13 protein-coding genes and 3 pseudogenes are annotated in these 18,242 nt (G+C 44.5%); 7 read left to right on the top strand and 9 right to left on the bottom strand.

Annotated elements, in window-relative coordinates:
• Positions 1-179: 179 nt before the first annotated feature.
• Positions 180-504 (top strand): annotated as a pseudogene (locus BLP80_RS08230) (transposase); the annotation flags it as partial.
• Between the two features lie 152 nt (positions 505-656).
• Here BLP80_RS08230 and BLP80_RS16650 read toward each other — a convergent pair.
• Positions 657-1,017: pseudogene (locus BLP80_RS16650) on the bottom strand (transposase); the annotation flags it as partial.
• Positions 1,018-1,385: 368 nt separating this feature from the next.
• Here BLP80_RS16650 and BLP80_RS08220 point away from each other — a divergent pair.
• From BLP80_RS08220 to BLP80_RS08200, 5 genes and pseudogenes are all read left to right on the top strand, one after another.
• Entirely contained in the window at positions 1,386-1,772 is a 387-nt protein-coding gene (locus BLP80_RS08220; RefSeq protein WP_090542164.1) for an integrase core domain-containing protein, read from the top strand.
• A gap of 45 nt (positions 1,773-1,817) precedes the next feature.
• Positions 1,818-3,047, top strand: a complete 1,230-nt coding sequence (locus BLP80_RS08215; RefSeq protein WP_090542162.1) for a TIGR04063 family PEP-CTERM/XrtA system glycosyltransferase — start codon at positions 1,818-1,820, stop codon at positions 3,045-3,047.
• Positions 3,048-3,093: 46 nt separating this feature from the next.
• Positions 3,094-4,134, top strand: coding sequence for a glycosyltransferase family 4 protein (locus tag BLP80_RS08210; RefSeq protein WP_176754317.1), 1,041 nt, complete (start codon positions 3,094-3,096; stop codon positions 4,132-4,134).
• Positions 4,135-4,141: 7 nt separating this feature from the next.
• Entirely contained in the window at positions 4,142-5,518 is a 1,377-nt protein-coding gene (locus tag BLP80_RS08205; RefSeq protein WP_090542159.1) for a phenylacetate--CoA ligase family protein, read from the top strand.
• Positions 5,519-5,730: 212 nt separating this feature from the next.
• Positions 5,731-6,766: pseudogene (locus BLP80_RS08200) on the top strand (IS630 family transposase).
• Between the two features lie 235 nt (positions 6,767-7,001).
• On the opposite strand, the gene trpE reads toward BLP80_RS08200, so the two are convergent.
• The 3 genes from trpE to rpe form a co-directional block, all read right to left on the bottom strand.
• Positions 7,002-8,474, bottom strand: coding sequence for an anthranilate synthase component I (gene trpE / locus BLP80_RS08195; RefSeq protein ID WP_090542157.1), 1,473 nt, complete (start codon positions 8,472-8,474; stop codon positions 7,002-7,004).
• Positions 8,475-8,621: 147 nt separating this feature from the next.
• Positions 8,622-9,347 (bottom strand): phosphoglycolate phosphatase, encoded by a 726-nt coding sequence (locus BLP80_RS08190; RefSeq protein WP_090542154.1) that lies wholly within the window; start codon positions 9,345-9,347, stop codon positions 8,622-8,624.
• A 48-nt stretch (positions 9,348-9,395) separates the two neighbouring features.
• Positions 9,396-10,073, bottom strand: a complete 678-nt coding sequence (rpe, locus tag BLP80_RS08185) for a ribulose-phosphate 3-epimerase (RefSeq protein ID WP_090542152.1) — start codon at positions 10,071-10,073, stop codon at positions 9,396-9,398.
• A gap of 265 nt (positions 10,074-10,338) precedes the next feature.
• Here rpe and BLP80_RS08180 point away from each other — a divergent pair, with 265 nt between their 5' ends.
• Entirely contained in the window at positions 10,339-12,729 is a 2,391-nt protein-coding gene (locus tag BLP80_RS08180; protein WP_090542150.1) for a DNA internalization-related competence protein ComEC/Rec2, read from the top strand.
• A 34-nt stretch (positions 12,730-12,763) separates the two neighbouring features.
• Here BLP80_RS08180 and BLP80_RS16515 read toward each other — a convergent pair whose 3' ends face one another.
• The 5 genes from BLP80_RS16515 to mreC all read right to left on the bottom strand — a co-directional run bounded on the left by BLP80_RS16515 (position 12,764) and on the right by mreC (position 18,200).
• Positions 12,764-13,681 (bottom strand): septal ring lytic transglycosylase RlpA family protein, encoded by a 918-nt coding sequence (locus BLP80_RS16515; RefSeq protein WP_090542148.1) that lies wholly within the window; start codon positions 13,679-13,681, stop codon positions 12,764-12,766.
• A 13-nt stretch (positions 13,682-13,694) separates the two neighbouring features.
• Positions 13,695-14,798, bottom strand: a complete 1,104-nt coding sequence (rodA, locus tag BLP80_RS08170; RefSeq protein ID WP_090542146.1) for a rod shape-determining protein RodA — start codon at positions 14,796-14,798, stop codon at positions 13,695-13,697.
• Positions 14,799-14,897: 99 nt separating this feature from the next.
• On the bottom strand, positions 14,898-16,793 hold the full coding sequence (gene mrdA / locus BLP80_RS08165) for a penicillin-binding protein 2 (protein WP_090542144.1): 1,896 nt from the start codon (positions 16,791-16,793) through the stop codon (positions 14,898-14,900).
• Positions 16,790-17,308, bottom strand: coding sequence for a rod shape-determining protein MreD (gene mreD / locus BLP80_RS08160; protein WP_090542142.1), 519 nt, complete (start codon positions 17,306-17,308; stop codon positions 16,790-16,792). Before mreD ends, mrdA begins: the two co-directional genes overlap by 4 nt.
• Positions 17,298-18,200, bottom strand: coding sequence for a rod shape-determining protein MreC (mreC, locus tag BLP80_RS08155; protein ID WP_090542140.1), 903 nt, complete (start codon positions 18,198-18,200; stop codon positions 17,298-17,300). The genes mreD and mreC overlap by 11 nt, the downstream gene beginning before the upstream one ends.
• Positions 18,201-18,242 lie beyond the last annotated feature (42 nt).

The raw sequence follows: 18,242 nt of genomic DNA, 5'->3' as shown, positions 1-18,242 counted from the left end.
ATGTATTTCTTTGCCATTGGCCCACTTCCATTCTACGTTGAAGCTCGAGAGTATGGGGAGCTTTAGCCGACATTTCAAGAATGACTGAGTACTAGGGTCTGTTGGCGTTTTGAGGTAAGTATTTCATAAGTCGAAGTAAACTCGTAATATTGAGAGATTTTCACCCCTCCCCACAAAATGTGAATGATTGCTCTGTGGCACCGGAGCTGATTGCCAAGTTACCTGATGTGCAGGCGATTGTAGCGGATAAGGGCTATGACAGTGAATGCATACGTGAGCAGATCATAAAGAAAGGAGCCAGGGCCGTGATTCCAAGAAAGCGCAATTCGCTGAAGGGTAACGCAGATATGGATTGGGGCTTGTATAGGTCCGGCATTTGGTGGAAAACGCCTTTGCCCGACTAAAGCAGTATCGGGCAACAGCAACACGATACGACAAATTGAAAAGAAATTACGAAAGTATGGTAGCTAACGCGTGTGGGATATCTTGTGGCTATCTATGTGAAATGTCAACAGACCCTAAAGCCGCGTCGGCGACGAGGGAAACTGTGTCTTAGTGAAGTCATGACGATCGTGGTGGTGGGGTTTCATCTGATCGGGCTACCGGACATTTAAGCACTATTACCTGAATCAGGTATTGAGGAATGAGCGGCCTTATTTTCCAGGGTTGGTGAGTTGTACAATCAATGTCTTTGAAAAATCTCCTGTTGAAATGCCCCTCAGGTAAAGCCAAGGCAAAAACTCCTCAATATTCCCAGTATACGCTTCAAGTAAGCGGTACCAGGCTACTGTTGAACTTGATGGCCGATCCGCAGCGATCCCGAACCTTCGGAACTTTGACTTCAATATCTCCAAGCCCTGTCTGAATCGAGCGCTCAGGCAGATAGCCGTTTCTGACCACTGCCGCTTTACCTTCATCAGTTTTTAAAGATCCATGCCGCTCAATAAAAATGAATACTTCCGCTTCTATGGCCGCGGCCAGCATTTTACGAGCACCTTTCCGGAGTATTTCTTGCAGCGGATCATTCTGGGTCTGGTTTGTTCAGTTTAAAAACATTATTATCTGTCATTGCGGTGTTTTCCTTTCTTGATAGTTGATCTGGGCAGATCTTTATCAACAGATTACATCGCTTTCTTCTCTTGTTATACACCAGAAATGAGCATAGCTCATCAATTCTGGATGCGCGGGAGGAAATAAAGATGCATACTTTGGCTATGCGACGTCGTATGCATTACGATAACCAATCAAAAAATTCAAACCTGATAGCTAAAATGCCTCTTATACTCATCGTACTTCAAAATTAGGCATCAATACCTTCTCCCGCTGGGAGAGGGCTGGATGAGGGATTATGAAAACAGAATTTTGAAGTACGATGAGTATAATTCATGCAATCATCTGTCCAAGTTAGTTTGACAACATACAGCATGGATTGCTGTTTTGAAGGATCACAATACCCAGATCATCATGGATGGGATGGCAAGAGTTATGATTGTGATAATATTTTTGTTGAGCGGCTATGGCGTACAGTAAAGTATGTGCTCTTATACACCAAAGCATTCAATGACTTAAATGAGGTGAGGCAAAGTTTGACTCAGTGGTTTGACTGGTACAATCAGGAGCGTTTTCATCAAAATCTTGATCACCAGACCTCCAATGAGGTCTACTATTCAATACCAGATAATTCATCAAGCTGCCTGAGCTTGATTAGCCAGCCCTGTCAGAGCTTATTTCTACTATCAGGCTGTGCAGTTGATGAAAGTCACTTCACATAACTAGGTAGCTATTTACTAATTTCATTAAGAAGCCGCTAATAAAAGATGCGTATTCTACATATACTTGATCATTCCATTCCGCTACATAGCGGCTACACTTTTCGAACTCTGTCCATTTTAAAAGCACAACACGCACTAGGCTGGGAAACTTTTCATCTAACAAGTGCAAAGCATGGTATCTCAAAACTATTCGAAGAAAAAATTGATGATTGGCATTTTTACCGCACACCTAACATCTCCGGTGTTATTAATAAACTACCTGTTCTGAATCAAATCTCAGTTATCAATAATTTGACTCAACGGCTGGATGAAGTTGCTAAAATTGTTAAACCTGATATTTTGCATGCACATTCTCCGGTACTTAATGCTATTCCTGCTATTCGTGTTGGGCAAAGATTGGGTATCCCTGTAGTTTATGAAGTAAGAGCGTTCTGGGAAGATGCCGCGGCCAATCATGGTACTAGCCGGGAGTGGGGATTGCGTTATCGCTTGACGCGCGCTCTTGAGAACTATGCATTACGCCGAGTCGACGCAATTACAACTATTTGTGATGGGTTGCGCAATGATATTGTAAGGCGAGGTATTGCAGCCAAAAAAATTACTACTATTCCTAATGCGGTTGATATCGAGAAATTCTCAATCGGTAATGAAACAGATAGAACGCTTAAAATTCAACTTGGTCTGCAGGATAAGCGCGTAATTGGGTTCATTGGATCGTTTTATGCGTATGAAGGACTTGAAATTTTGTTGCGCGCCTTGCCGATTATGTTACCGATACATTCTAATTTGCGTATATTGCTGGTAGGAGGAGGACCACAAGACGCTCATCTGAGACAACTTGCTAAAGATCTTGGTATTCAGGATAAAGTCATTTTCACTGGGCGCGTGCCTCATGATCAAGTAAAAGATTACTATGACTTGATTGAAATATTAATTTATCCTCGCTTATCTATGCGTTTAACAGATTTGGTAACACCACTCAAACCTTTGGAGGCCATGGCGCAGGGTCGGCTATTGATTGCTTCCGATGTGGGTGGACATTTAGAACTCATTCGAGATGGGGAAACAGGAATACTGTTCAAAGCGGGTGATACTCAATCACTTGCAGAAAAGGTAAATAATCTTTTGAATTCACCCCATCAATGGCCTAATTTACGTAGAGCAGGGCGTCTCTTTGTAGAAACAGAGCGTAATTGGCAAGTCAGTGTCGCAAAATACAAAGCTGTTTATAAACAACTTATAGCGAACCAAGGAAAACCGATTGAAGGTTTCTGAATTGTATATTGGACTAGTAGGCCCTTTGCCGCCCCCTTCGGGTGGAATGGCAAATCAAACTGAGCAATTAGCCAGATTACTACGTCAGGAAGGCGCTCAGATCAAACTCATCCAAGTAAACTCTCCCTATTATCCTGAATGGATAAACAAGATCAAAGGGATTCGAGCTCTTTTTCGACTGATACCTTACTTAATTAACCTCTGGCGCTCAGCGGATACAGTACAATTATTTCATGTTATGGCTAATTCCGGCTGGTCATGGCATCTCTATGCTGCACCAGTCATCTGGATCGCACGAATTAAAAAAAAGCCTGCTGTAATTAATTATCGAGGTGGAGAAGCAGAAGCTTTTTTTGAAAAATCTTTTTTCTGGGTTAAGCCTAGTCTGGAATTGACTGCTGCAATCATCGTGCCATCCGATTTTCTTGAAGAAATATTTAAGAGAAGAGGATTTGCAACGATTATTGTACCTAATATTATTAATCTCGATCGCTTCTCAGAACAAACTGACAAAAGGAATCAGAAGATTGCAAAAGCACCTCATATCATTCTGACACGTAACTTAGAGGCAATATATGACAATGCCACAGCTATACGGGCTTTCTATCAAGTTAGAAGGGTTTTTTCTGATGCAAGATTGACAATAGCCGGTTCGGGGCCTGAAGAATTAGTACTTAATGCATTGGTAAGAGAGCTTGGATTAGTGGATGCGGTAACATTCACTGGCCGAGTTGATAATGAGGCTATTATTAGTCTTTATCGTAGCGCAGATGTAATGGTCAATCCAAGTTTAGTTGACAACATGCCCATTTCGATTCTAGAAGCTTTAGCCTGTGGAGTACCGGTAGTGAGTACCAATGTTGGAGGTATCCCCTATCTAGTAGCCCATGATAAAACAGCGTTACTGATTCCTCCTCGAGATCCAATAGCAATGTCTCGCGCTATTCTGACTTTACTCAATGACCCTATCAAAGCAAGGAAAATTGCTGAAGCAGGTCTCATAACTGTGCAGCAATATGCTTGGCGCAATGTGCAGAATCGTTTATTGAGCGTTTATGAACAGGTTCTAGCTAAATCATTCAATTAGATAAAGAATGAATTCTAACTATAACGAGAGAAAGAGTTTTTATACGTTACTGGTATCCAGTCTATTTTTTCCTATTCATGAATATCTTAAGTGCCATAATAGCGTTTCTGTACGCAAACAATTGGAAATATCACAGTGGTGGCCAAGACAGCAAATCGAACAGTTCCAATTTACTCGGTTGCGCCGATTACTTTTTTATGCTCAAGCAAATGTTCCTTATTATCACGGTTTATTTGCTGAAATAGGTTTTAACCCAACTGAAATCAACTCTCTCGCTGATTTAAAACATCTGCCTTTACTTGATAAAGCAAAGATTCGCAACAACATAGATGCATTTAAATCAATTAAAGCACAGAAATTAGCTCGTTTTAATACCGGAGGTTCAAGTGGTGAGCCACTGGTTTTTTATATAGGTAACGAGCGTATTAGTCATGATGTCGCTGCAAAATGGCGTGCAACTCGCTGGTGGGATGTGGATATCGGTGATCCAGAGATTGTTGTCTGGGGATCTCCTATAGAACTAGATGCACAAGACAGCATACGTGTTTTGCGTGACCGCTTGTTTCGGAGCAAGCTATTACCTGCATTTGAAATGTCCGAGCAAAAGCTGAATATATTTCTGAAAGAAATTCAGTCTCAACGACCAAGAATGCTTTTTGGCTACCCATCAGCGCTGGCCCATATTGCAGGCCATGCTGAAAAAATAGGTATGCAAATGGATAATCTGGGTATTCGAGTTGCTTTTGTTACCTCCGAACGACTATACGATGATCAACGTCAGCAAATCAGTAAAGTCTTTGGTTGTTCTGTTGCAAATGGCTATGGGGGGCGTGATGCGGGTTTTATTGCGCATGAATGCCCAGTAGGAAATATGCATATTACTGCTGAAGATATTATCGTTGAAATCACTGATCACCACGGCATCCCTCTGCCTCCAGGACAGTCTGGCGAGATAGTAATTACGCATCTTGCGAGTAGCGACTTTCCATTTATCCGCTATCGTACAGGTGATATAGGTTCACTAGATGACAAATTGTGTAGCTGTGGGAGAGGACTTCCTTTATTAAGAGAAATTCAAGGGCGTAGTACTGATTTTGTAATGGCGCAAAATGGTACTGTCATGCATGGTTTAGCGTTAATTTATATTTTGAGGAATTTACCACAGATCAGCGCATTCAAAATCATACAAGAAAGTCTGAATCTTACTCGTGTATGGGTCGTAAGCGAAATTGGATTAGATCCTACTATTAGCGAAATGATAAAACATAAATTTCAATCAAGATTGGGCCAGAATGTAGAAATTATTATTGAAGAAGTAGCAGAAATTCCTAAGGAAAAATCTGGTAAGTTTCGATATGTAATGAGTAAAGTTTCTCCAAATTGACTCTCAACAGAGGTTTAGGCTTCAGTAATTCTAGTTTTCGATAGAAATCATAATTTAGAGAATATATAAAATCTTGTAAATAAATCATTTTATATCTGTTTTTTATTTACTCTCCTAGTAACTACTAGTAGTTCGTTTCAGCATTAGCATTACGGATTGATTTATAATAGCCATGGTTCTTATACATCATGCAACTCTTGACGGAGGTGACCATGGCGGGGAAAACGAAACGTGCACAGCGCTGGTGTTGGCGGAGGATCAAAAGAAGATGCTGAAGGAGTTATCCAGATCAAGAACAGCACCGGCGTGCGAGATTGAACGCGCCAAGATACTGATCGGTTGTGCTGATGGTATCTCTATTACTGGCCTGCAACGGTAAATTGGGGTCGGTCGCCTGGTGATCTACCGATGTATCGACAAGGCGCTGGCGGCAGGTGTGCAGATGGGATTGAAGGATACCTATCACCGCCCGCACAAACCTGAGATTAGCGATGAAGCCCGCGCCTGGGTAGCGAGCATCGCCTGCACTAAGCCAAAAGATTATGGCTTGGCGGCGGAACTGTGGACGATCTCCGGCTTAGCGCGCTTTGTATCTGAGTGCGCTGAGGCGGCGGACTTTCCCCCGTCTGGCGCATTCTCGATGAGAACGAAATCAAGCCCTACAAGATTCGCTACTACCTGGAAAAACGGGATCCGGATTTTGACCGCAAGATGCAGGAAGTCCTGCTGGTTTACTAGGACGTTTCGATCTATCGCGAAGGCGCGGTTCATGACGGACGGCCTGAACCCATCTATACCGTCAGCGTCGATGAAAAACCTGGTGTTCAAGCCATCGGACTAACCACACCCGACTGCCACCCATTCCCGGAAAACATTCAGCCGTTGGGCGCGACCATGAATATAGTCGACATGGCACTGTGTCGATACTGGCCGGAATTGATCTGCATTCGGGGCATATCTTTGCCAATGTGGCAGACCGTCATCGTAGCGCGGAGTTCATCGCGTTGCTCAAGCAACTCGATGAACTCTACCCGCCCGGGGCGCTTCGAGTATGTCCATACCCCCAAGCATGGCTCTTGGCTCAACCTGATCAAGTGCGCCATCTCGAAGATGGCCAGAACCTTTCTGCGCCACATCCGCGTAAGCTCCATTGATGAACTAAAGGCACGAATTCTGAAGGGCATTGACGAGATTAACGCTTCACCCGTCGTGTTCCGTTGGAATAAGTTCAACCTCGGCGTAGTTTAATGTGTAACTGTATTGACGGAACGAACTACTAGTGGATCGTTCCAGTAAAACCATTACGTTCTCGGTGAGCTTGTCAAATCGCTAACAACTGTTATGGCCCTCGACAGGCTCAGGCCGAACGGCGTTTTCTGTAACCGTTATGCTGGAACGGTCTACTACTAGTTAATGAAGCAAGTTGTGAAAAAACTGAGTTATATTCAGAACACTAATGAGCGATCTGGTTAAAGCGCGGTGCTTATTCAATTTTGCTGTCCAGTCCGCTCTCAGCGATCTCAGCAGCACGCAATAAAGCTTTGGCTTTGTTTTGTGTCTCGATCCATTCGTTAAGAGGTACAGAGTCAGCAACAATACCGGCGCCTGCCTGGACATGCAGCTTGCCATCTTTGATCACACCGGTACGGATCGCAATAGCCAGATCCATATCGCCATTGAAGCTCAGGTAACCGACTGCACCTGCGTAAATTCCGCGCTTGGAGATCTCCAGTTCATCGATAATTTCCATTGCTCTGACCTTGGGTGCGCCACTGACTGTGCCTGCCGGGAAAGTGGCGCGTAATACGTCGATCGCATTTAGGCCTGGCTTGAGTTTACCTTCCACGTTGGAAACAATATGCATGACATGGGAGTAGTGCTCGATTTTCATGTTTTCGGTCACTTTGACTGTACCGGTTTGGGCAACACGCCCGATATCATTGCGCCCTAAATCCATCAGCATGACATGTTCGGCACATTCTTTGGGGTCAGCCAGTAAATCAGTCGCTAACGCTGAATCCTCCTGCATATTCTTGCCGCGGGGGCGTGTCCCGGCAATTGGGCGTGCCGTTACCATGTCATTTTCAAGTCGTACCAGGATTTCAGGTGAAGCCCCGACGATATGAAAATGATCCAGATGATAATAAAACATATAGGGAGAGGGGTTGAGGCTACGCAGTGCGCGATAGAGCGCAAGCGGGGAGGCTGAATAAGGTTTGCTGGTGCGTTGTGAAAGGACGACCTGCATGATGTCGCCATCAACGATATATTGTTTAGCGCGTTCTACGGCTGCGATGAAGTCAGCTTCACTAAATTCACAAACGGCAGTGCTTGAATTGCTTGGTTTTTCAACCGGAATGGTTAAAGGTTGCCGTAGCTTGCTCAGTAGCTCTTTGAGCCGATTTTTTCCGGTCTGGTAAGCGTTGTCCGAATCTGGATTGATATAGATGATGAGATAAAGTTTTCCAGAAAGATTGTCTACTACAACCAACTCTTCGGACAGCAATAGCAGTACATCCGGTGTATGCAAGGTATCGGGTCGGGCATGACCGGCCAGTCTTGGTTCGATATAACGTACTGTATCATAGGCAAAATAGCCTACCAGCCCTCCGCAGAAGCGAGGTAGACCCTCATACGGTGCAATTCTAAAATCAGCAAGATAGGATTCGATAAAGTCTAGTACATTCCCGACATTGATTTTCTTAGAACTGGAATCCTTGATGATAGTGACATCATTACCATATGCTTCTATGCGTGTCTTTGCAGGCAACCCGATAACGGAATAACGCCCAAAACGTTCACCCCCCAGTACCGATTCCAACAAATAGGAATAGGGCTGATTGGCGAGCTTGAGATAAACTGAAAGCGGTGTATCAAGATCAGCAAAAGTTTCCAGCACCAGGGGAATGCGGTTGTAACCCTGGACTGCCAGGTCGTTGAATTCACTTTGAGTCACACACTCACCTCTTCAAAAAGAAAGAAATCAGAGAGTAGCTTGGCGATAGGATACTTATTAATGTGTTCATCGAGCAGGATGCTTATTCGCAATGCAGTGCAGCGTGACCGTTATGAAAAATTCTTCGACGCTCTTTTGTAACTGAAACTAATTTATTTTTTTGATTAATTTCGTTGCTTCAAGCAGTGAAGAAATAATTGCATCGCAATCCAGTTCATGCGCATCCCGCCCTTCATTATAACCATAGGGCACGCAGAAGATATTGCATCCCGCCGCACGTGCTGCAATCGTGTCATTGAGTGAGTCGCCAATTAACAGCAATTCACACGGTTCAATTTGAAAGTGCTTGCAGGCATGCAGCAAGGGCATGGGGTCTGGTTTCTTTTTGGGCAAACTGTCACCTGACAATACGATCTCAAAATAACTCAGCAGGTTAGTTGCACGTAGCAGTGGCAAGGTAAATGCTTCAGCTTTATTGGTAATACAGGCTAACTGAAACCCATCCTCCTTGAGTGCATTCAATCCCTCGATAACCCCGGGATAGGGACGAGTATGGGTATACAGATGTTCACCATAATTTCGCTCATAAATAGGCAAAGCTTTGCTGAATAATTCAAGATCTGGCTCATCTTCTAGGCTATTCGTTAGCGAACGTTTCACCAGTTTCTGAATACCCTTTCCTATGAAGGATTGGATGGTAGCGAGCGGTAATTCTGGTTTGCCTAGTTCCTGTAGCATCTTATTCGCGGCAAAGGCGAGATCTGTTGCGGTATCAAGCAGCGTACCATCCAGATCGATGACAACGGCTTTAATCTGGATAGGAAACTCAATTTCTGTTGTACGGCAAGCACATTGCAAACTATTCTGATTCATTTATTTTTGTTCAGGTGATGGGTAATAAAAAGGTAAAAACAACCATTACTAAACTTTTGCTAGCTCTGCTCGCATTGCCGAGATAATCGTATCATAGCGATGTGGGTCACTGTCTTTGCCAGCGCCATAAATAGCCGATCCCGCAACAAAGGTATCCGCACCCGCGCGCGCGATTTCAGCGATATTATCGACTTTTACACCTCCATCAATTTCCAGCAGAATGTCTTTGCCGCTTGCATCGATACGTTTGCGGACCGCTGTTAATTTATTGAGTGCTTCAGGGATGAATTTTTGTCCACCAAAACCGGGATTGACAGACATGATCAAGATTAAATCTAGTTTATCCAGAACATGGTCAAGATAGCCAAGAGGAGTAGCCGGATTAAAGACCAAGCCTGCTTTGCATCCTTGTTCCTTGATCAAACCGATGGTACGGTCGATATGCCTGGAAGCCTCCGGGTGGAAAGAAATGATATTGGCGCCTGCTTTGGCAAAATCAGGAATGATACGATCCACGGGCTCAACCATCAAATGCACGTCAATCACTGCTTGGGTTAAAGGGCGTATCGCTTCACACACCAGAGGGCCGATAGTCAAATTAGGGACGTAATGGTTATCCATGACATCAAAGTGAATGATATCTGCGCCTGAATCCAGGACGTTGGTGATTTCTTCGCCTAGTTTGGCGAAATTTGCCGATAGAATGCTCGGGGCGATACGATACATAATTAATCTCTCTAGAATTAAATGTGACATTTTAACCGTAAATGATCATTTTGCGTTAACGTTAATCGGCAGGCAGTAACGTCTTTGAATAAATAAGCTTGCCATTTCAGGATTTATCTACATACGCCTTCCCATTTTGTGAATTTATTAATTTCCTCAGTCTCTGAATTTTCCCGTCGTATATAAACAGCAATGATTCTTTCATATCTGCAATTTGTTCATTGCAAGAATCAACAGTGCGCCTTTCATTTGGTAATCGCAAAAATTGCTGACACAAACCTACAGTCTTGCCTTTGTATTCGGTTCTTGTTTATTGCAGCTACAGGCTGAATTGCCTGGAATACAATGGGCAGTAGCGTTACTGCCTGCTGCGATACTGTTATTTTTTTACGCTTACTTTTATCCGAATGCATTTGTCGCAATCCGAAAAATTCTGTTATTTGGTTTTTTTCTTGGATTGGGTTTTTTCTGGGCAGCGATGTTTGCTCACTGGCGTATGGCAGATACTTTACCTTATGAATGGGAAAGCCGCGATATCGAGCTGATAGGTGTCATCGCGGAATTGCCGCAAGTGACGGATCGAAGTGTGCGCTTCCGGTTTGATGTAGAGCAAGTGCTAACGTCAGAGGCAGAGGTGCCCGCGCATATCATGCTGACTTGGTACAAAATGTGTGAGAGATTTGAGGAAGTCAGCAAATCCGTGCTTCCTAAGGTCAATGCTGGTGAGCGCTGGCGACTGACCGTACGGCTAAAGCGCCCCCATGGCAACGCCAATCCCCATGGCTCCGATTTTGAGGCAAAAGCCATAGAACGCAATATCCGTGCTATGGGCTATGTTCGCATATCAGAAAATAATGTGCGTTTGGATGAGTGGGTTAACTATCCTAAATATTTGATTGAGCATACCCGTCAGCAGATTCACACACGGTTTACACATGTTTTAGCTGATCATCCCTATGCAGGCATTCAAATTGCCTTGGCAGTAGGGGAGCAGCATGCTATCCCCCGCGAGCAGTGGCAGATTTTCACACGTACTGGCACCAATCATCTTATGTCTATCTCGGGGCTTCATGTGACAATGGTATCAGGTATGGTTTTTTCACTGGTCTATTGGTTCTGGCGTCGATGCCCTCGGTTATCCTTCTTACTGCCAGCGCGCAAAATGGCTGTTGCCGCAGGTCTCTTGGCGGCACTGTGCTATGCATTACTAGCCGGTTTCTCAGTTCCCACTAGACGGACATTTCTGATGCTGGCAATCATGGCCATTGCGCTCTGGAGTGATCGTAGGGTATCGCCGCCCGCTGTGCTCGTATGGGCGTTATTGATCGTAGTGGTATTTGATCCATGGGCAGTGATCTCACCCGGTTTCTGGCTATCGTTTGGTGCGATAGCGCTGATCACGTTAGTAACCTTTGCTCGTATTGGCAAAATGAGCGCAATAATCAGTTGGATCCGTGTGCAATGGGTAATTACACTGGGGTTGAGTCCTTTACTGCTAGTGATGTTCCAGCAAGTGTCGCTGATCGCACCGATAGCGAATGCAATTGCTATTCCATTAGTGAGCCTAGCGGTGGTTCCGCTGACGCTACTTGCAATTGTGCCGTTTCTTGATTTTTTGCTATTACCCGCCCATGAAATATTAAGCGGCGGCATGGCGCTGCTGAAATGGCTAAGCGAAGCTTCCCAGGTTGTCTGGCAGCAGCATACTCCTCCCTTATGGACGGTGATTGCCGGTATAGCAGGTATCGTTTGGTTGTTTCTGCCAGCTGGCTCAGGTTTGGGCGTTTTCTCGGGCTTTCCTGCGCGATGGCTGGGAGTGGTGGCATTGCTGCCGCTATTTGTAGTTTCCCCACCCAAACCAGGAGTTGGCGAGTTGTGGTTGACTGTGCTGGATGTCGGCCAGGGGTTAGCAGTGGTGGCGCGTACCGAGCATCATGCGCTGTTATACGATACGGGACCCAGTTTTGGAGAAACCGATAGCGGAGAGCGGATTATTGTGCCATTTTTACGCGGTGAAGGAATCAGTCAACTTGATCTTATGATGATATCCCATGCAGACTTAGATCACAGCGGTGGTGCTTTGTCTGTGTCAGAAGCAATGCCCGTGAAGTTATTGTTATCATCATTGAATGCTGATCATCCTATCCAGCAAGCTGCTAAGAATGGGAGGAAATGCTTTGCGGGCGAATCATGGCAATGGGATGATGTTCATTTTGAATTGTTACATCCTTCAGTACAAAACTATGATCTCAATAGGCGAAAAACCAATGAATCCAGCTGCGTACTGAAAATTACTACACATCATGGAAGTGTGCTATTGCCAGCCGATATTGAGAAGAGTTCAGAGCAGGCCTTGCTTGCGCGCGCGAGCCAGCAGCTTCGCTCAACGGTTCTGATCGCACCTCATCATGGTAGCAAGACTTCTTCGACAGAAGCTTTTATACGACAGGTCAACCCCAGGCTTACCCTATTCACTGTTGGCTATCGTAATCACTTTGGGCATCCCAGTAAGGAAGTCGTTGAGCGCTACCGTGCGCTGGGAAGTCAACTGATGCACAGTGATCGTGATGGAGCAATATTGCTGAAGTTTAAAGATAATGGCATTTCGGTTGGCAGCTGGCGTGAGATTAACCGTCGCTACTGGCATGCGCGCTGAACACAGACTCTAGCACAGTGTGCGCGATCAGCTGTTAACGCATTGTTAATATCGGTTTGACAGCGATGCGTTGCGCGATTTCGTCAGCAGTTTTTCTGGCAGCTACCTGACTGAAATAGGGTCCAATATGGATTTTGTATAGACCACCTTCATTGGTGATGTCAGTCTTATGAGTGATGGATGGCAGTTCTGCCCGTATTTGTGAAAGAAAGCTGTGGGCATTACTGGCAGAACCAAATGCGGCAAGTTGCAGGTAGATTCTATTGCTTTGTGTATTAGGTGGTTGTATAGATACGGTTTTTTTTACTTGGGAAGACGATGCGACACCTGGAATGATCGTTTCAACTACCACTGGAGTACTTCCATTTGCGAGGACGTCCAGTTTGTATGCTGCAGTATAGGAAAGATCAATGACTCTATTTGCCAAGAAAGGACCTCGATCATTAACGCGAACGATCACCGATTTGCCATTATTAAGGTTAGTAACCCGAGCATAACTTGGAATGGGTAAAGTTGGATGAGCGGCCGTCATGGCATACATGTCGTACACTTCTCCAGAAGCAGTTTGTTTACCGTGGTAGCGACGCCCATACCAAGAGGCGATACCTTGCTCTTTGTGAGGGGCGAGTGATGTCATGGGTGTAAATGTTTGGCCCAATGCAACATAGGGGCGCATATTGGCTGACCTTAAGGTTTCGATGCGTGGAATGGCATTGGGAATAGAGTCTAGATTGGACGGTGGGTTGTCAGGTGGGCCATCATCAAGATAATAACCTCCTCCTTTGGTTCTTGCAGAGACCGTTGAGACTGTAGCCGCGCTTTTTTCTTGCGACCCGGCATACTTAGATGTGCCACTACAAGCTACTAACGTGATCAGCGCAATAATGGATAGGAGAGGAGTAAGACAAGATGTCCAGAAAGTAGAAAATGAATGAGGTGTATTTGTAAACATGGGTATACCATCCTTATGTTTTTACCAGTTTAGGGTGTGTTTGTATACTCATCAAAATACCAAAGCCCAGTAGCATCGTTACTAGAGATGTTCCTCCAAAGCTGATCAATGGAAGGGGCACACCTACTACAGGCAGGATTCCACTGACCATCCCCATGTTGACGAAAACATAGGTAAAGAAAGTCAATGTGATCGAGCCGGCAACGAGGCGGGTAAACTGTGTCGGTGCATTGGCCGTAATGATCATACAACGCCCGATGACGACTAGATACAATAATAATAACAAACCATTGCCGATTAAACCAAATTCCTCCGAGAATACTGCAAAAATAAAATCGGTACTTTGTTCGGGTAAAAAATCCAGCTGGGATTGTGTTCCTTTTTGCCATCCTTTTCCGGTAATGCCTCCGGAGCCGATGGCAATGCTGGCTTGTATAGTGTGGTAACCTGCCCCTAACGGATCTTGAGAAGGATCAAGCATGGTTAAAATGCGCTTACGCTGATAGTCATGCATTGCTAATGACCAGAATAATGGTAATACACTTGCAGCAGTAGCTAACAAACCAGCCATCACCCGCCAGGATAAACCCGCAAAATAAAGGACATAAAAACCGCTCGTTGTAATCAATAAGGCTGTTCCCAAGTCAGGTTGACGAGCAATCAGTAATACGGGTAATAATAGAATCAAGGTAGCGCCGGCATAATCGCGTAAACGCAGGGTTATTTCGGATTTATCAAAATACCAGGCCATCATGAGGGGAACAGCTATTTTTAACAGCTCGGAAGGTTGAATCCTTGTGATTCCTATGTTTAGCCAGCGTCGTGCGCCATTATGTATCTCACCAAACAGGGCAACACCAATCAATAGAGCGATCCCTATTATGTACAATGGTAAGGCAAGGCGCATAATTTGCTGAAGGGGAATATTGGCTACCAACCACATAATTATGAGCGCTACGATCATATTTAATATTTGGCTGCTAACCCGGCCTAAATTTCCTCCGCTCGCGCTATAGAGTACGATTAGTCCAACCAGCATCAATAAAAAGATCCCGCCTAACAAGAAGTTATCGATATAGCGTGTGAGATAATGCCATAGGCGCTTGAATTCAATCATAACAACTTAATTACCAATACCCATTATGGTTGATCGACGGTAACGATGTGTCAAAGAAGCAATAGCTTTAAGTTAACGTATTAATTATCTGTTACATTTCTAATGCGATCGATTATTTGCTTTTTCAGCAAGTATGGGCTCAGGTGTTTTTCCAAGAAAGAAATAATCCAATATCTGCCGTGCAATAGGTGCAGCAGTCGAGCCGCCAGAGCCACCGTTTTCAACTAGCACCGTCATCACAATTTTTGGATTCTCTGCTGGCGCATAAGCTGTAAATAGCGCATGGTCACGGTGGCGTTCCTGTATTTTGCTGGCAATATAGCGTTCGCCTTGTTTAATATTAATGACTTGTGAGGTGCCTGTTTTTCCGGCAAAAGTATAAGCAGCATTTGCACCTGCTCGTGCTGCTGTTCCACCAGGGCGTGTTACATCAGCTAGTGCATTGTTGACGTGTTTCAAATTTTCTTTTTTTAAATCTAGCGTATGCATCTGATTGGCTTTATTCTCAAATAATTGGCCTATTTTGTTATCTTGAATCTGTTTCACAAAATGCGGACGATAAGCTGTGCCCTTGTTGGCAAGAATCATGGTGGCGAAAGTCAGTTGAAGGGGTGTGGCCAGATTATAGCCTTGACCGATCCCAACGGAAATCGTGTCACCAGGGAACCAGTTTTGCTTAAAACGCTTCATTTTCCACTCAGGTGAGGGAAGGAGTCCAGCCACTTCACCTGGAATATCAACCTCGGTTTTTCTGCCAAATCCAAACTGACTGATAAAGCTGAAAATATTGTTTATTCCTAGATCGTTTGCAAGGGTGTAATAGTACGTATCACAGGAAATAACGAGTGATTTGTGCAGATTTACCCGGCCATGCCCACTTGGTTTCCAGTCCCGGAAGCGGTGTTGACTACCGGGCAGGCTAAAGTAACCTGGATCATTAATCGAATACTCGGACGTGCGCTTGCCTAATTCTAATCCAGCTAACGCCATGAAAGGCTTAAAGGTAGAGCCAGGTGGATATATTCCTCGAAGTGCACGATTATTGAGAGGTCTGTCTATAGATTCATTGAGTAAACGCCAGTTCAAGTGATCGATACCATCTACAAATAGATTGGGATCAAACCCCGGCTTGCTGACAAAAGCGAGGATTTCACCATTTGTTGGATCCATCGCTACTAATGCCCCCCGATAATCACCGAATGCGCGCTCTGCTGCTTGCTGTAATTTGATATCAAGAGAGAGAACTAAATCATTACCAGCTACAGGTGGGGTGCGGGATAATGTTCGTACGTACCGGCCTGCTACATCTGTTTCGACTTGTTCAAAGCCGGTTATTCCGTGTAATTCTTTCTCATAACTTTGTTCAATGCCTATTCTTCCGATATGAAGGGAACCTCGGTAATTTTCTAGCTCATTATTGTTTTCGAGTTGCTCGAGATCCTTATCATTGATACGGCCAATATATCCAATGACATGGGATAAAAGTTCGGCGTGAGGATAATGACGAAGTAACCGTGCTTTAATTTCCATTCCAGGAAATCGGTAGCGATTTGCTGCGAAGCTGGCTACTTCAGTATCTGATAAACGAGTTCGAATGGGTAAACTTTTAAAGCGCGTGCTCTCCCGCCTCAGTTTATTGAATCGTTGACGATCTTCCGGTGTGATTTCAATTACGGTCGCTAATTCATCTATGGCTGATTCCAGGCTGGCAACTTTATTCGGTACAATTTCCAGGGCATAAGTCGTATGGTTCTGTGCAAGTATTGCTCCATTGCGATCATAAATCAGACCTCTATTGGGAACGAGTGGCATAATGGCTATTCGATTAGCTTCTGCCAGGGTAGTGTAGTGTTCTCCCCGGAGTGCCTGCAGATAAAAAAAACGAGTAAGCAGTAGGCAAAATAACAGTACGACAAAGCCTGCGCTGATCGTAAGCCTGATATGGAAATGACGTAATTCACGCAAATGATTACGAAGCTCAACTCCATAATTCATAGTTCGTTAGGATCACTTTTCGGTTTTTGAGGGATGCCCAACAAGAATGAAATCACTGGCCACAATAATGCGCCTGTAACACTAGGTAAAAAGTAATACCAGTCGAGGAAATAAGTGCCTCCTAGCATACCCGTTAGAAATACAGCAAACTGAGTTATGAGCAGCATCCAGAGAATTTGAGGTGCTTGTTGAAAGACATTGAATAATCGTAGGCGTCGATGCAGTATCATCCCAAAGAATGTGATCAGGCAATAAGCCAATGCATGCTGACCCAAAATACTGCTATTGCTGACATCCATGACTAAACCAGCAATAAAAGCAAGACTCATTCCAATACGCTGCGGGTGGTTAACACTCCAATAGAGTAGCGTAATCGCGACAAAATCCGGACGAAGTAACAAGATGATTTCTTGTAGGGGCAGTAGGTTGAATAATAGCGCAATCAACAGGCTGAAAAAGATGAAGCTGCTTTTTGCTTCCAGCGGGAGCTCCTGGCCAAGATAATCATTGGACACGGCTTCTCCTTTGCTTTTCTTGCGGAGCGGCGCTTCTCGGCTCTTCTTCAGGTTGCTTGGGCGCGGGTGATGATAAGGAAAGTATCAATACCTGTCTGCTTCTATTCACACCCGCGATAGGAGTGCACTTGATGTGCGCAAAACCACGTGAGCGATCATGCTCAATATTTTCTACTCGCGCTACAGGTAGACCGGGCGGATAGACACCTCCAATCCCGGAGGTAATAAGTAAATCGCCTTTTTGGATATCCGCGTTGACCGATAAATAGCGTAGCTCTAACTCATTATTTTTGCCAGCACCAGAAACGATTGAGCGTAAGCCATTACGGGCAACCTGTACAGGAACAGCATGATCTTTATCAGTGATGAGTGTGACTTCGGATAACCAGGGGTGAACTTGTGTTATTTGTCCGATGACCCCCAAATTATCTACGACTACCTGACCTGCTTCGATCTCACTAAAACTTCCCTTATTGAGGGTTACCTTACGATTAAAGGGATCGCGTGGAACATATAAAATTTCTGCCATGATCGCCTTGGCTTCTGTTTGCCGGGCAGCACCCAGCAATGCGCGCAATTGGGCATTTTCTTCTTCTAGCATTTGTAGCCGGAAGAGTTTTTGTTGGTTAAAGAAATATTGCTGTCTGAGAGAAGCAATTTCTTTTGTCAACCGAAAATCATTTATGAGCTCTCCTGCCTGATCATATAAGGCTGTTGGTATATGTGCGAGCCTTTGCAGAGGATAGATGATCATGCCAACAGTCTGACGTATTTCAGAAAAGGAATTAAAGCGGGTATCCATTACCATCAGGAGGATGGATAATAATACAAAAAAAAATAAGCGTACCTGTGGACTCGGACCAGCTCTGAAAAATTGTGGAACTGTCTCCATCGCATTTTAAATTTAAAATTTCGTTACTGAGTTATTTATTTG

This window comes from Nitrosomonas sp. Nm132 (assembly GCF_900100485.1).
Taxonomy (GTDB): domain Bacteria; phylum Pseudomonadota; class Gammaproteobacteria; order Burkholderiales; family Nitrosomonadaceae; genus Nitrosomonas.
This window is presented reverse-complemented; position numbering and strand designations above follow the sequence as displayed.

Bases quoted from the DNA above. Each gene is read 5' to 3' on its own strand.
- BLP80_RS08220 (WP_090542164.1), top strand. From the start codon at position 1,386: ATGCAATCATCTGTCCAAGTTAGTTTGACAACATACAGCATGGATTGC.
- BLP80_RS08215 (WP_090542162.1), top strand. From the start codon at position 1,818: ATGCGTATTCTACATATACTTGATCATTCCATTCCGCTACATAGCGGC.
- BLP80_RS08210 (WP_176754317.1), top strand. From the start codon at position 3,094: ATGGCAAATCAAACTGAGCAATTAGCCAGATTACTACGTCAGGAAGGC.
- BLP80_RS08205 (WP_090542159.1), top strand. From the start codon at position 4,142: ATGAATTCTAACTATAACGAGAGAAAGAGTTTTTATACGTTACTGGTA.
- BLP80_RS08190 (WP_090542154.1), bottom strand. From the start codon at position 9,347: ATGAATCAGAATAGTTTGCAATGTGCTTGCCGTACAACAGAAATTGAG.
- rpe (WP_090542152.1), bottom strand. From the start codon at position 10,073: ATGTATCGTATCGCCCCGAGCATTCTATCGGCAAATTTCGCCAAACTA.
- BLP80_RS16515 (WP_090542148.1), bottom strand. From the start codon at position 13,681: ATGTTTACAAATACACCTCATTCATTTTCTACTTTCTGGACATCTTGT.
- rodA (WP_090542146.1), bottom strand. From the start codon at position 14,798: ATGATTGAATTCAAGCGCCTATGGCATTATCTCACACGCTATATCGAT.
- mrdA (WP_090542144.1), bottom strand. From the start codon at position 16,793: ATGAATTATGGAGTTGAGCTTCGTAATCATTTGCGTGAATTACGTCAT.
- mreC (WP_090542140.1), bottom strand. From the start codon at position 18,200: ATGGAGACAGTTCCACAATTTTTCAGAGCTGGTCCGAGTCCACAGGTA.